Origin of the sequence: Prescottella equi, assembly GCF_020171745.1 — a bacterium.
GTDB classification, from domain to species: Bacteria; Actinomycetota; Actinomycetes; order Mycobacteriales; family Mycobacteriaceae; genus Prescottella; species Prescottella equi_A.
Genome location: NZ_JAIVAH010000012.1, coordinates 69,589 through 83,187 on the forward strand (window position 1 = coordinate 69,589; position 13,599 = coordinate 83,187).

General features: G+C 69.2%; 11 protein-coding genes. 7 read left to right on the forward strand and 4 right to left on the reverse strand.

The window, feature by feature from the left end; all coding sequences use genetic code 11:
• Nucleotides 1–5: 5 nt before the first annotated feature.
• From LCL87_RS09035 to LCL87_RS09050, 4 genes are all read left to right on the forward strand, one after another.
• Nucleotides 6–716, forward strand: coding sequence for a hypothetical protein (locus LCL87_RS09035; RefSeq protein WP_225018835.1), 711 nt, complete (start codon nt 6–8; stop codon nt 714–716).
• Entirely contained in the window at nt 713–1,213 is a 501-nt protein-coding gene (locus LCL87_RS09040; protein ID WP_225018836.1) for an RDD family protein, read from the forward strand. Before LCL87_RS09035 ends, LCL87_RS09040 begins: the two co-directional genes overlap by 4 nt.
• A 74-nt stretch (nt 1,214–1,287) precedes the next feature.
• Nucleotides 1,288–2,301: a glucose-6-phosphate dehydrogenase (coenzyme-F420) gene (gene fgd, locus LCL87_RS09045; protein WP_225018838.1), complete on the forward strand. Its 1,014-nt coding sequence runs from the start codon at nt 1,288–1,290 to the stop codon at nt 2,299–2,301.
• Between the two features lie 38 nt (nt 2,302–2,339).
• Nucleotides 2,340–2,942: a suppressor of fused domain protein gene (locus tag LCL87_RS09050; RefSeq protein ID WP_225018840.1), complete on the forward strand. Its 603-nt coding sequence runs from the start codon at nt 2,340–2,342 to the stop codon at nt 2,940–2,942.
• A gap of 81 nt (nt 2,943–3,023) precedes the next feature.
• On the opposite strand, the gene LCL87_RS09055 is transcribed toward LCL87_RS09050, so the two are convergent.
• Nucleotides 3,024–3,533, reverse strand: a complete 510-nt coding sequence (locus tag LCL87_RS09055; protein ID WP_225019252.1) for a nitroreductase/quinone reductase family protein — start codon at nt 3,531–3,533, stop codon at nt 3,024–3,026.
• Nucleotides 3,534–3,584: 51 nt separating this feature from the next.
• Here LCL87_RS09055 and pta point away from each other — a divergent pair, with 51 nt between their 5' ends.
• The 3 genes from pta to ctaD all read left to right on the forward strand — a co-directional run bounded on the left by pta (nt 3,585) and on the right by ctaD (nt 8,727).
• Entirely contained in the window at nt 3,585–5,666 is a 2,082-nt protein-coding gene (gene pta / locus LCL87_RS09060; protein ID WP_225018842.1) for a phosphate acetyltransferase, read from the forward strand.
• Nucleotides 5,663–6,853: an acetate kinase gene (locus tag LCL87_RS09065; RefSeq protein WP_225018844.1), complete on the forward strand. Its 1,191-nt coding sequence runs from the start codon at nt 5,663–5,665 to the stop codon at nt 6,851–6,853. Before pta ends, LCL87_RS09065 begins: the two co-directional genes overlap by 4 nt.
• Before the next feature lie 128 nt (nt 6,854–6,981).
• On the forward strand, nt 6,982–8,727 hold the full coding sequence (gene ctaD, locus LCL87_RS09070; RefSeq protein ID WP_225018846.1) for an aa3-type cytochrome oxidase subunit I: 1,746 nt from the start codon (nt 6,982–6,984) through the stop codon (nt 8,725–8,727).
• A 234-nt stretch (nt 8,728–8,961) separates the two neighbouring features.
• Here ctaD and LCL87_RS09075 read toward each other — a convergent pair whose 3' ends face one another.
• Genes LCL87_RS09075 through LCL87_RS09085 form a run of 3 tightly spaced genes read right to left on the reverse strand, consistent with a single transcriptional unit; the run spans nt 8,962 to nt 13,569 of the window.
• Nucleotides 8,962–11,211: a serine/threonine-protein kinase gene (locus LCL87_RS09075; RefSeq protein WP_237691933.1), complete on the reverse strand. Its 2,250-nt coding sequence runs from the start codon at nt 11,209–11,211 to the stop codon at nt 8,962–8,964.
• A 22-nt stretch (nt 11,212–11,233) separates the two neighbouring features.
• A complete protein-coding gene (locus LCL87_RS09080; RefSeq protein ID WP_510850735.1) occupies nt 11,234–12,220 on the reverse strand; it encodes a glutamate ABC transporter substrate-binding protein in 987 nt (328 codons plus the stop codon).
• Nucleotides 12,211–13,569, reverse strand: a complete 1,359-nt coding sequence (locus LCL87_RS09085) for a GlnX family signal transduction membrane protein (RefSeq protein WP_225019256.1) — start codon at nt 13,567–13,569, stop codon at nt 12,211–12,213. The genes LCL87_RS09080 and LCL87_RS09085 overlap by 10 nt, the downstream gene beginning before the upstream one ends.
• Nucleotides 13,570–13,599 lie beyond the last annotated feature (30 nt).

Consider the following 13,599-nt stretch of genomic DNA (forward strand, 5'->3'; position numbering starts at 1 on the left):
TCTGTATGGACGGCAACCGAACACCCGATCCGGCCCGCGTCGTGGCCGGATCCGTCGCATTCCTCGGCGACGCACTGCGCTTCGCGGCGGGCACCACGCTGGATCTCGCGCGCCGCGTGCCCGGGGTGGATGCCGGTCTGGCGGCGCTCGAGTCGCGCGGTGCGGAGACGTTGCGGGCGGCGGACGCCCTTACCGAACGCGTGCTGCGGGAGGTCGTGCGACGCGTGGTGGCGGCCGCGCTCGCGGAAGTGGACATCACGGCCGTGGTCCGGGATCACGTCGACCTCGACGCGATCGCCGAGGGCATCGACATCGAGCGGATCATCGACCGCGTCGACGTCGACGCGATCGCCGCGAAGGTGGACATCGCGCCGATTCTGGACCGGGTGGATGTCGACGACGTGGCCGCGCGCGTGGACATCGAGCGGATCATCGACCGGGTCGACGTGAACGCGATCGCCGCGAAGGTGGATGTGGACAAGATCGCCGCGGAGGTGGACGTGGACGCCGTGATCGGACGCGTCGACCTGGTCGGGCTGTCCAACGAGGTCATCGAGGGCGTCGACCTGCCCCGGATCATCCGGGAATCGACCAGCACGATGTCGACCGAGGCGGTGCGCGGTGCCCGGTCGCAGGGCATGGCGGCCGACGACGCCGTCGCCGGTTTCGTCGGTCGTCTGTTCGGTCGCGAGGGTCGCGAAGGCGGTGAGGCATGACCGATGTCCGGCACGCGGATCCCGAGCATCGCCCGGCCGGGATCGTCACGCGTGGTCTGGCCGCGCTGATCGACATCGGCGTCGTGCTGTTCCTGATGTGCATGATCTACCTGGGGCTCATGTTCACCCGGTTGTTGTTCTCGCCGCAGGAGTTTCGGTTCCCGCAGGCGCAGTTCCTGCTGTCCGCCACGACGTTCGTCGCGCTGTCCGTCCTGTATCTCACGGTGTGCTGGTCCACCAGCGGCCGCACCGTCGGGGCGGTCGCGATGGGGTTGCGTCTCGTCAGCCGCAACGGCCGCCTCGTCCGGTTCCCCCGGTGCGCGGCCCGTGCGGTGCTGTGTGTGCTGTTCGGGTTCGGCCTGTTCTGGGCGGCGTTCGACGGGCGCCGGCGCTCGCTGCAGGACATCCTGCTGCGGACGTCGGTCGTCTACGACTGGACGCCGTCCCCGGACCTCGTCGAACACGAAATCGGACGCCCCACCGACGTCGACGGGTGAGACAGGGCTACAGCGCGAGGGTGACGCGGGGCATACTCGAACCCAATCGAATCAGGTAGACGATCGGAGAACCGGTGGCACAGGGACTGAAGTTGGGATTGAAGGCGTCCGCGGAGCAGTTCGGGCCGCGCGATCTGGTCGAGCTGGGCGTGATGGCCGAGGAACACGGCCTCGACAGCGTCACCGTCAGCGACCACTTCCAGCCCTGGCGGCACAACGGCGGACACGCGCCGTTCTCGATCGCGTGGATGACGGCGGTCGGTGAGCGCACCCAGCGGCTGCAGCTCGGTACGTCGGTGCTGACCCCGACGTTCCGCTACAACCCGGCGGTCGTGGCGCAGGCGTTCGCGACGATGGGCTGCCTGTACCCGGGACGCGTCATGCTCGGTGTCGGCACCGGTGAGGCGCTCAACGAGATCGCGACCGGTTTCACGGGTGAATGGCCGGAGTTCAAGGAGCGTTTCGCGCGGCTGCGCGAGTCGGTGCAGCTGATGCGCGACCTGTGGACCGGCGACCGCGTCGACTTCGAGGGCGAGTACTACCGCACCAAGGGCGCGTCGATCTACGACGTCCCCGAGGGCGGCATCCCGGTCTACATCGCGGCCGGCGGCCCGGTCGTCGCGCGCTACGCGGGCCGCGCGGGTGACGGCTTCATCTGCACGTCCGGCAAGGGCATGGACCTGTACACCGAGAAGCTGATCCCGGCGGTGAAGGAGGGTGCGGAGAAGACGGCGCGCAACTTCGCCGACATCGACCGGATGATCGAGATCAAGATCTCGTACGACACCGATCCTGCGGCGGCGCTGGAGAACACCCGCTTCTGGGCGCCGCTGTCGCTGACGCCGGAGCAGAAGCACAGCATCGAGGATCCGATCGAGATGGAGGCGGCGGCCGACGCCCTGCCGATCGAGCAGGTCGCCAAGCGCTGGATCGTCGCGTCCGATCCGGACGAGGCCGTCGCGCAGATCAAGCCGTACCTCGACGCGGGCCTCAACCACCTGGTGTTCCACGCGCCGGGCCATGATCAGAAGCGATTCCTCGACCTGTTCGAGCGCGACCTCGCACCGCGTCTGCGCGCACTGGCCTGACGCGGGTTCCACGGCAATGGGCCTCTAGGCTCGTTCCCATGGAAGCGAGTGAAGAAGTCCGGGCGGCGGCACACCGAATCGGTGAAGTTTTCGGTGTGTCGCCGCAGGTGTTGCGGTTCCGCGCGCCCGTGGACGAGGACGGTGACGGCGAGGAGCCGGCGGAGGTGTCGATCGCGGTCGGCGACGGCTGCCCCGGCCCGGGCTACGCGTCCTACGCGACCCTCGACATGTCCCGGTTCCCGACGAACGTCACCACCGAGGACGGCCGCCCGATCCGCACCGAACTGATCACCGTCGGCCGCGCCGACTACCGCCTGCTGTCCGACGTCCTGGCGCAGTGTGCTTTCCAGGTGGCGTCCGGCTCGCTGCACGTCACCCCGAACACCGTCGTTCCCAACGCCGTTCACGCGGCGGACCCGGGTCGGTCGACCCGGCACGTGCTGCTCGTGGTCCCGTTCATCTGGGCCACGCTCGAGATCCTCGTCGACCGCGACGAGGACGTGACCACGTGGCTGCAGGCGGTACCGATCACCGACTCGGAACTGCAGTTCGCCTCGAAGTACGGCACCGACGAGTTGTTCAAGCGACTCGAATCGGCGGGCGCCGACGTGTCCGACATCGACCGCGCGTCGGTGGTCTGACCGCCCGTCTGCTCTGGCCGAATGTCACATACGTTCAGTTGGAGTGGACGTGTGTGACATTCGGCCATCAAGGGGGGACGATCAGCGGCGGGTGAGCGCGAACATCCGGATGTCGCGGTCCGTGCGACCCTGGTAAACGGCGTAGACGCCGGCCAGCTCGATGAACTGCTTGTACAACCGGTCCTTCTCGTCGCCGGTGACCCGGGTCGCCAGCACGGGGATGTCGCGTCCGGCCATCGTCACGCTGGCCTCGGGCTGCGCGAGCAGGTTCGACGTCCACGCCGGGTGGTGCTCCTGCCCGAAGTTGCTACCGACCACCACCAGGCGGTCGGCGTCGCGGACGTAGAGCAGCGGGCTGGTGCGGCGCTGCCCGGACTTGCGGCCGATCGTGTTCAGCAGCACGGTGGGGGCGCCGATGGGACCGAGGGCCGTGAAGCGGCCCTTGCTGCGTTCGAGTAGCCGACGGTCCAACGGGGCCATCCGACGGATGGTCCACGACCCCAGCTTGGTGGACGCGAAGGCGGTGGCCGGCCCGCGCAGCACGCTGTTCTCCGATCCCCACCGGACGTCCGGGAATCCCGTATCGCTCACTGAGTCGCTCATGGACGCCGATTATGCGCGATCGTCACTAGGCTGTGGCGCATGGCTGTTTCGGGCACCGTGTCGAGCGTCTACATCGCCTCCCCGGAGGGGGACACCGGCAAGTCGACGGTTGCGCTGGGAGTGCTGCAGATGCTGTGCGCGTCGACGGCGAGGGTGGGCGTGTTCCGCCCCATCGCCCGCGCCGCCGACGAGACCGACCACATCCTCGAACTGCTGATCGACCACACGACGGCGGACCTCAGCTACGAGCAGTGCCTGGGCGTGACGTACGAGCAGGTGCACGCCGACCCGGACGGCGCGCTGAGCGACATCGTCTCCCGGTACCACGACGTGGCGGCCGAGTGCGATGCCGTGGTGATCGTCGGCAGCGACTACACCGACGTCGCGAGCCCCAGCGAACTCGGCTACAACGCCCGCATCGCCGCCAACCTCGAGGCGCCGGTGCTGCTGACCCTGCGCGGCCAGCACCGCAGCCCCGACGAGGTGCGGCAGCTGGCGCAGATGTGCGCGGTGGAACTGGCGTCGCAGCACGCGCACCTGGTGGCGATCGTCGCGAACCGCTGCGCGCCGGAGATGCTCGACGAGTACGCCGCGGCCCTCGAACCGCTGGGGGTGCCGGCGTGGAGTCTGCCGGAGGTCCCGCTGCTGGTGGCGCCGACGATGGCGGAACTGCTGGTGGCCGTCGACGGTGAGCTGTACAGCGGGGACACGGCGCTGCTGCAGCGGGAGGCGCTGAAGGTGATGGTGGGCGGCATGACCGCCGAGCACATCCTCGAACGGCTCGCCGAGGGCACCGTCGTCATCGTGCCGGGTGACCGCTCCGACGTCCTGCTCGCGATGGTGAGCGCACATGAGGCGCAGGGATTCCCGTCGCTGGCGGGCATCATCATGAACGGTGGGATCGCGCCGCACCCGGCGATCGCGAAGCTCATGGCGGGACTGAACCCGCGGCTGCCGATCCTCACCACCGAGATGGGCACCTTCGACACCGCGCACACGGCGGCGCAGACCCGCGGCCGGGTCGCGGTGGGTTCGCTGCGCAAGGTCGATACCGCGCTGAGCCTGGTGGAGCGCCGGGTGGACGCGCCGACGCTGATCGAGCGCCTGCGCCTGCAGATCCCGTCGGTCACGACGCCGCAGATGTTCGAGTACCAGTTGATCGACCGGGCCCGCGCGGACCGCAAGCACATCGTGTTGCCCGAGGGCGAGGACGACCGGATCCTGCGGGCGGCCGGACGCCTGCTCCGCCGGCGGGTGGTGGACCTGACGATCCTCGGCGACGAGGCGAAGGTGCGCGGGCGCGCCGCCGAACTGGGCGTGGACCTGTCGACGGCCGTGGTGCTGGACCCGCGCCGGTCGGACTACGTGACCGAGTTCGCGGTCGAGTACGCGAAACTGCGGGCGCACAAGGGCATGACCGTCGACCGAGCCCGCGAGATCATGACCGACATCTCGTACTTCGGAACCATGATGGTGCACAGAGGGATTGCCGACGGCATGGTGTCCGGCGCCGCGCACACCACGGCGCACACCATCCGCCCGTCGCTCGAGATCATCAAGACCCGGCCGGGGGTGTCGACGGTGTCGAGCATCTTCCTGATGTGCCTGTCGGACCGGGTGCTCGCGTACGGCGACTGCGCCGTCGTGCCGGACCCGACCGCGGAGCAACTCGCGGACATCGCGGTGTCGTCGGCCGAGACCGCGGCCCGGTTCGGCATCGAGCCGCGGGTGGCGATGCTGTCGTACTCGACGGGCGATTCCGGAACCGGCGCCGACGTCGACAAGGTCCGCACCGCGACCGCACTGGTCCGCGATCGGCGACCGGACCTGTTGGTGGAGGGTCCGATCCAGTACGACGCGGCGGTGGAGCCCTCGGTGGCGGACGCGAAGCTGCCCGGCTCGGAGGTGGCCGGCCGGGCCACGGTGTTCGTGTTCCCGGACCTCAACACCGGCAACAACACCTACAAGGCCGTGCAGCGCAGCGCCGGTGCGGTGGCGGTGGGGCCGGTGCTGCAGGGCCTGAACAAGCCGGTGAACGACCTGTCGCGCGGCGCGTTGGTCCAGGACATCGTCAACACCGTCGCGATCACTGCGATCCAGGCGCAGGAGGAGCTTCCGTGACCGAACCCGTTGTGCTGGTAATCAACTCGGGATCGTCGTCGATCAAGTTCCAGCTGGTGCACCCCGCGGCCGGGGAATCGGTGGGCACCGGCCTGGTGGAACGGATCGGCGAGGCCGCCGGGCGCATCGTGTACCGCTACCCGGGCGGGGAGATCGACCGCGAACTGCACATCGCCGACCACACCGCCGGACTGCACGCCGCCGAGGACGTGATCGCCGAGACCGGCCCGCCGCTGCGTGAGCGCGGCATCGTGGCCGTCGGGCACCGCGTGGTCCACGGCGGCGCGGTGTTCCACGAACCGACGATCATCGACGACGGCGTCCTGCGCGAACTGCGCCGGCTGTCGACGCTGGCGCCGCTGCACAACCCGCCGAACGTCGTGGGCATCGAGGTGGCGATGGCCCAGCTGCCCGACGTCCCGCACGTCGCGGTGTTCGACACGGCGTTCTTCCACACGCTGCCCGAGGCCGCGGCGACGTATGCGATCGATGCCGAGGTGGCGCGCGCGAACCGGGTGCGCCGCTACGGTTTCCACGGGACCTCGCACGAGTACGTGAGCGGCCGGGCCGCCGCGTTCCTCGGCCGCGACCCCGGGGACCTGAACCAGATCGTGCTGCACCTGGGCAACGGGGCGTCGGCGTCGGCGATCCGCGGCGGCCGGGCGGTCGACACCTCGATGGGCATGACGCCACTCGAGGGGCTGGTGATGGGCACCCGCAGCGGTGACCTCGACCCGGGAATCCTGCTGTACCTCAACCGGAACGCGGGACTGGACGTCGACCAGATCGACGACCTGCTCAACCGGCACTCCGGGCTCAAGGGGCTGTGCGGGGAGAACGACTTCCGGTCGGTCCTGGGAATGGTCGCGGACGGCAACCCGGACGCGAAGCTCGCGTACGACGTGTACGTGCACCGGCTGCGCCGTTACATCGGTGCGTATCTCGTCGAACTCGGCGGCGTCGACGTCATCACCTTCACCGGCGGGGTGGGGGAGAACAACGTCGACGTCCGGCGCGATGCCCTTGCGGGACTGGGGAGTCTGGGTATTGTGGTGGACGCCACCCGCAACGAGTCGCCGCAGCGGGGCGAGCGACGGATCAGCGCGGAGGGTTCCGCGGTCGAGGTGCTCGTCGTCCCCACCAACGAGGAACTCGCGATCGCGCGCAAGGCGGTGGCGCTGGCCTGACGGCCGCACGGGCGCAGCACACCGAGATCCGGCACGAGCCGGGATCGGGAGAATTGGTGTCCGTCGGCGGGAACTGTCGGGACCTTCGGCCCTCGCGACGGAACCCTCGGACGTCCGACCATGTCGGTATGGTTGCCAACCCCGAGATCGAACTAGCTCCACCACGAACGCTGACAGCGTCGCGACCGGCCCCCGCCCGCACCGGGTCGAAAGGTTCGTTCATCTACAAGATGATCACGACCACCGACCCCAAGGTGCTCGGGATCATGTACCTGGTCACGGCGTTCGCGTTCTTCCTCATCGGTGGCCTCATGGCGCTGCTGATGCGTACCGAGCTGGCGATCCCGGGTCTGCAGTTCCTGTCGAACGAGCAGTTCAACCAGCTGTTCACGATGCACGGCACGATCATGCTGCTGCTGTACGCGACGCCGGTCGTGTTCGGCTTCGCCAACTACATCGTTCCGCTGCAGATCGGTGCGCCGGACGTGAGCTTCCCGCGTCTGAACGCGCTGAGCTACTGGTTCTACCTGTTCGGCGGTCTGATCGCGACGGCCGGCTTCATCACCCCGGGTGGCGCGGCCGACTTCGGTTGGACGGCGTACGTGCCGTTGTCGAACGGCCTGCACAGCCCGGGTGTCGGCGCGGACCTGTGGATCATCGGCCTGGCGCTCGGCGGTGTCGGCACGATCCTCGGCGCGGTCAACTTCATCACCACCATCGTGTGCCTGCGTGCCCCCGGCATGACCATGTTCCGGATGCCGATCTTCGTGTGGAACATCTTCATCACGTCGCTGCTGATCCTGCTGGTGTTCCCGCTGCTCGCCGCCGCGCTGATCGGTCTGTGGGTGGATCGGAACCTCGGTGCGCACATCTTCGACCCCGCGACCGGCGGAGTGATGTTGTGGCAGCACCTGTTCTGGTTCTTCGGCCATCCGGAGGTGTACGTCATCGCGCTGCCGTTCTTCGGCATCGTCTCGGAGATCTTCCCGGTCTTCTCGCGTAAGCCGATCTTCGGCTACAGCGGCCTGGTGTATGCCACCATGGGCATCGCGGCCCTGTCGATCGCCGTGTGGGCGCACCATATGTACGCGACCGGCGCGGTGCTGCTGCCGTTCTTCTCGTTCATGACGTTCCTCATCGCGGTCCCGACCGGCGTGAAGTTCTTCAACTGGATCGGCACCCTGTGGCGCGGCCAGCTGACGTTCGAGTCGCCGATGCTGTTCTCGGTCGGCTTCCTCGTGACCTTCCTCTTCGGCGGTCTGTCCGGCGTCCTCCTCGCGAGCCCGCCGCTCGACTTCCACGTCACCGACACCTATTTCGTGGTTGCGCACTTCCACTACGTGCTCTTCGGCACCATCGTGTTCGCCACCTACGCGGGTATCTACTTCTGGTTCCCGAAGATGACCGGCCGCATGATGGACGAGCGCCTCGCGAAGTGGCACTTCTGGACCACGCTGATCGGCTTCCACGCCACCTTCCTGGTGCAGCACTGGCTCGGCGCCTCGGGCATGCCGCGTCGCTACGCGGACTACCTGCCCACCGACGGGTTCACCACGCTGAACACGATCTCGACGGTCGGCTCGTTCATCCTGGGCGCCTCGACGCTGCCGTTCCTGTGGAACGTCTTCAAGAGCTACCGCTACGGGCCCGTGGTCAAGGTCGACGACCCGTGGGGCTACGGCAACTCGCTCGAGTGGGCCACCTCCTGCCCGCCGCCGCGGCACAACTTCACCGAGCTGCCCCGGATCCGTTCGGAGCGTCCGGCATTCGAGCTGCACTACCCGCACATGGTGGAGCGCATGCGCGAGGAAGCGCACGTCGGGCTCGGCCACGGCAAGGACAAGGCCGCCGAACTCACCGAGACGAAGGTCTGATCATGGACGACGGCACGAGGTCCCGGAACTGGATGGTCGACGCCACGGCCGAGCCGGAACACCGGCCCGAGCCCGGCCGGCTGCTGGCGCCGCTGCTCACCGTGGCGCTGACACTGGCCACCCCGCTGGCGTTGCCGGTGCCCGTGGCCGTCGTCCTGATCCTCGCCGCCCTGGCCTGGTTCGGCTCGCGAATCCAGGAGAGCGGCAGCGACATCCGTTCCGCCGGGGGGACGCTCAGAACAGGCTCTGCGGACGCACCGCGTTCGCGAGGTCGACGAGCGTATAGCGATGGGTGGGCGTAGGTGCGCCCCGCGCCATAGCTCGTAGGGACGATTCGGTACCCGCACGCAGGCCGCGCTCGGTGAACGGCACACCGAGTAGCGGCTCGCGTGCGGTTGTGGCGGTGTTCCCGGAGAGAACCCATTCGAGCGCGGTGCCGAGCACGACGGTTCGCATCTGTGGTTCACGAATCTCGGTGCGGGGCAGGGCTTCGACACGGCGGGCCGACTCACGGAGCGTCGCCTCGTCGATGGCCCCGATGGGACGCACCGACAGATACGTCAGGACCGCGGTCATCCGTGCGGCGCCGTAGCTGCGCGACCCGGCCGGAACCTGGTCGAGGGCGGTGACGGCCGCGTTCACGTCACCGTCCGCGGCCAGTCGGCGGGCGAGCCCGAACGCGGCCGTGACGACGTTGCGGTCGATCCGCCACACCGTGCGGTAGTACTCGCGGGACGGCAGCCGCCAGCGGTCCGTGCCGCTCTCGCTACGATGCTCGAGCAGGAGTTCCGCGGTGGCGGCGAGCGCCAGCTTGGGGGAGACCTCGCCGGGCATCGCCGAGTAGACGGCATCGAACGCCGCGTACGCGGTGGTGAGTTCGTCGGACAGCAGCGCGGCGAGGCCGCGGTACCAGTCGATCCGCCACTCGAAGGGGTGCGCCGACGCCAGCGCGCGCAGCAGCTGCCGTCCCTTGCCCGCGTCACCGAGATCCAGGTGCGCGCGGATCTCCGCGAGCCCCAGCTCGAGTGAGTCGGGAACACTGCGCTCGGGACTGTCCCGGGCACGTTCGAGGACGTCGAGCATGAGTTGCGGATCGCTGTGCGCGGTCGCATTGACGAGGGCGGCACCCGGATCGTCGACGTCGACGAGCGGGACCGCGAGCGACTGGGCGACGCTGCGCGGATTCAGTTTCCGTTCCCGCTCCACGCCGTCCGCGAACACGTCGGTCTGCTCGACGAACTCGTCGGCGCCGAACGTCGCACGCTGACGCCCGAACACGGTGGACAGGTAGGGGTGTTCGCGCTCCGAGTCGCGGGACACGATCTCGTGCAGCACCCCGGTCAGTTGCGCCGCGAGTTCGGGCGCGGACCGGAAGCGGCGATCCGGGTCGGGCTCGATGGCACGCAGTAGCAGTCGCCGATACGACTCGTTCTCGGCGAGTAGCGGGGCCTGTTCGGGGGTGGGGAGCCCGTCGACGTAGCGGCCGTTCTCCGACGGGAGATCGAGCGTGAGGGCAGCGAGGGTGCGTCCGACGGTGTAGATGTCCGACGCGATGGTGGGTCCGGTCTCGGTGATCTCGGGGGCCTGGAAACCGGGCGTGCCGTAAAGGTATCCATAGCTCTCCAGCGGCGCGACGGCACCGAGGTCGATGAGTTTGACCTGCTCGTCGGTGACCATGACGTTGTCCGGCTTGAGGTCGTTGTAGGCCAGCCCCAGCGAGTGGAGGTACTCGAGCGCCGGCAGCACCTCGAGGATGTAGGCGATGGCCTGTTCGAGGGGCAGGCGGTCGGGTCGGCACGCCTTGAGGATGTCGCGCAACGAGTTTCCGCCGACGTACTCCATCACGAGATAGCCGGCCGGCGGATGGCCTTCCTTCCGGTACTCGACGAAGTTGTAGATCCTCACGATGCTCGGATGCTCCACCTCGGCGAGGAACTGGCGCTCTGCCGCCGCGACGGCCTGCGCCTCGGCATCACCCAATTGGAGCAGTCCTTTCAGCACCACCCAGCGGTTGTCGACGTTGCGGTCGATCGCGAGGTAGATCCAGCCCAGCCCGCCGTGCGCGATGCAGCCCTGGACCTCGTACTGCCCGGCGACCACCTGGCCGGGGGAGAGCAGCGGGGAGAATTCGTAGCTGGCGCCGCAGTGCGGGCAGATGCCGGACGGGGCGCCGGGGCCCGCCTCGGTGGTTCGGCCCACCGGCCTGCCGCATCTCCAGCAGAACCGTTTCCGTTCGGGCACATGCGGATCGGTGAGGACGGCGTCCTGAGGCTCGCGCTTGGGGACAGGCGGCACCTCTACCAGGCCGTCGGCGAGGCGTCGGCGGGAGATCGTGCGAGTGCGTTGCGTCCGCGCGCGCCTGCCCGTGGTGGGCATGCTCTCGCGCGTCGGCATCGGTTCGTCGTCGGGCGGTGGCGCTGCGCGCGTCTGGGCGACCTCGCCGGCGTCCTCCGTATTGTTCTCTCCCGCAACCTCTCCCGTCATGATCCTCCGTTCGTGTGCAGAGTCAGTCCCGGTAGGTGGCCGGGGGCGGAGCAGGGGGCGGCCCCAGGCCGGTGAGCCATCTGTCGTAGATCCTCTCCCACCTGCCGTCGCGGCGGATCCTTTCCAGCGTGCCGTTCACGAACCGGACCAGATCGTCGTTGCCCTGGGCGATCCCGATGCCGTATCGCTCGTCGCCCATGCTCGGCCCCACGAGTCGCGAGTGCGGGTCCTGCGTGGCCAGTCCCAGCAGCAGCGTGTCGTCGGTGCTGATGGCATCGACCTGGTTCTGCTGCAGCATCACCAGGCAGTCCGACCACAGCGGGACCGTCACCGCCGTCGCGTCGGGCTGCTGGCGTTCCACTCGTTCCAGCGACGTCGTGCCCTCGCCGACGCAGACGCGTCGTCCCGCGAGGTCGGAGACGTCGCGGATCGGGGAGCCGGCCATCACCAGGATCCGCTGGTACGCGTCGTAGTACACCGTGGAGAAGTCGATCCGCTGCCGCCGCTCGCACGTGACCGCCATCGTCTTGGCGACGATGTCGACCTTCCCGTCCTCGAGGGCCTGCTCGCGCTCGTCGTAGTTGAGGACACGGAACTCCACCTTGTCCGAATCGCCGAGCAGATCGCGGGCGACCTCCCGCGCGATGTCGACGTCGAACCCCTCGATCTGACCGTTCGCCGGATTGCGGAAACTCATCAGATTGCTACCGGTGTCCAGCCCGACGATCAGGCGGCCACGTGCCCGGATCGCGTCGAGCGAGGCGCTGTCGGGAACCTGCCCGGCCGGGAACGGTCGCAGGCTCGCGGTGGGGTCGCCGCACTCGGCGGGTGGGGGCAGGGAGGTGGGCGCGATGACGGTGGCACCCTCGGGGAGCGGGGCCAGGCTGTACGTCTCGGTCGGCGGCACGGTGTACGGCTCCGGTGGGGCCGAGCATCCGGTGGCCGTCGCCGCGACGACGCCGATCGCGGTGACCGCCGCGCCGAGTGTCGCGGTCGTGGTCACTGGTATTCCCGCAGCCTGGGCCACAGGCCGACCGGGATCCCTATGACGGCCAGCGTGGTGAGGACGGCGGCTCCGGGTCCGAGCGCGGACAGCACCCGCGACGACTGCGCGACGTCGTCCCGCAGCTCGGTCCGCGCAGTGTCCGCACCCGCGGCCAGTGCGGCGTCCACCGTGTCGAACTGGGCGGACGACCCGTCCGGGTCGGACCCGACGGTCGTCATCGCGGCTGCCATCCAGTCGCCGGTGGCGAGCGAGTCGAGCATCCGCTGGTGCGAGGTGGTCCAGTTGTCCATCGCCTGCGACGCCCGGGCGGTGTCGTCGCGGCCCACCTGGCCCGAATAGCCGGCCAGCAGTTGCCGCAGTTCGCCGGTGTCGTCCTGGTACAGCTGCGCGTGCTCGGCCTTCTCCTCGCGGCGCACCAACTGCAGGATCTCCTGGGTGCGGGCCTGCTGGGCGAGGATCCTCGCGGTCGCGAACGTCGACAGCGGTTCCGACCCGTCCCGGATCGCGCGGTGCGCGCTCGTGGCGGAGATGATTCCGGCGATCAGCATCCACACCAGCAGCGCCACCATCGCGGCCGTCGTGAACAGCAGGCCGGGGTTCAGCGTGCGCCGCGTTCGTCGCGACAGCACCACCTGCGTGGCGACCAGCCCCACGATCAGCGTCACGAGCAGTCCGATCGCGAGCCACGGCGGCCGGCCGAATCCCGACTGCGGGGCGAGCGCGGCCGCGGAACGTTCGGTGTGCAGCGCCTGCGCGGCCGGAAGGATATCGGTCTGCATCAGCGCCGACGCCTCGGCGAGATAGGCGGTGCCGACCGGATTGCCGACCCGGTTGTTGGTGCGCGCCGTCTCGACGAGTCCCGTGTACACGGGCAGCTTCGTCGCGATCTCGGTGAGCAGCCGTCGGCTGGGGTCGTCGCCGGGCAGCCCGTCCGACGTCGCGACCATCTCGGCCGACGCGGTCCCGATCGCCTGCGCGTACCGGTCGCGGGCCTCGCTGGGTTCGACACCTCCGGACAGGAACGCGGTGGCCGCGGCGGCGTCGGCGACCGACAGCGACGCGTAGAGGTTCTGGGACGATCGGGCCAGCGGTTCGGTGGTCGACAGCAGGGTGTCGATGTCCTGCTTGCGGTCGCCCGCCACCATCGAGGCGATCATGCCGACCGCGAGCGTGCCGAGCAGCAGCGCCACCCCGATCGCGAGGAGCCGGGCCGGTGTGGAGCGCAGCAGGTCGTGACCGGTGATCTGGCGCGGCCGCGTACCGGCGCCGTTGGTCGCCAGGCCGCTCCAGATCCTGCGAGCGGTGGTGGTGGGCGTCGCCTCGCCTTCGTCCGCCGTTTTCGTTTCCGGCATTGCCACGGGCTGGTACCTCGGTTCGCCGTC

What these genes read in the sequence shown, in the direction of transcription:
- LCL87_RS09035 (WP_225018835.1), top strand. Translation starts at nt 6, where the DNA reads ATGGACGGCAACCGAACACCCGATCCGGCCCGCGTCGTGGCCGGATCC.
- LCL87_RS09040 (WP_225018836.1), top strand. Translation starts at nt 713, where the DNA reads ATGACCGATGTCCGGCACGCGGATCCCGAGCATCGCCCGGCCGGGATC.
- LCL87_RS09050 (WP_225018840.1), top strand. Translation starts at nt 2,340, where the DNA reads ATGGAAGCGAGTGAAGAAGTCCGGGCGGCGGCACACCGAATCGGTGAA.
- pta (WP_225018842.1), top strand. Translation starts at nt 3,585, where the DNA reads ATGGCTGTTTCGGGCACCGTGTCGAGCGTCTACATCGCCTCCCCGGAG.
- ctaD (WP_225018846.1), top strand. Translation starts at nt 6,982, where the DNA reads ATGGTTGCCAACCCCGAGATCGAACTAGCTCCACCACGAACGCTGACA.
- LCL87_RS09075 (WP_237691933.1), bottom strand. Translation starts at nt 11,211, where the DNA reads ATGACGGGAGAGGTTGCGGGAGAGAACAATACGGAGGACGCCGGCGAG.
- LCL87_RS09085 (WP_225019256.1), bottom strand. Translation starts at nt 13,569, where the DNA reads ATGCCGGAAACGAAAACGGCGGACGAAGGCGAGGCGACGCCCACCACC.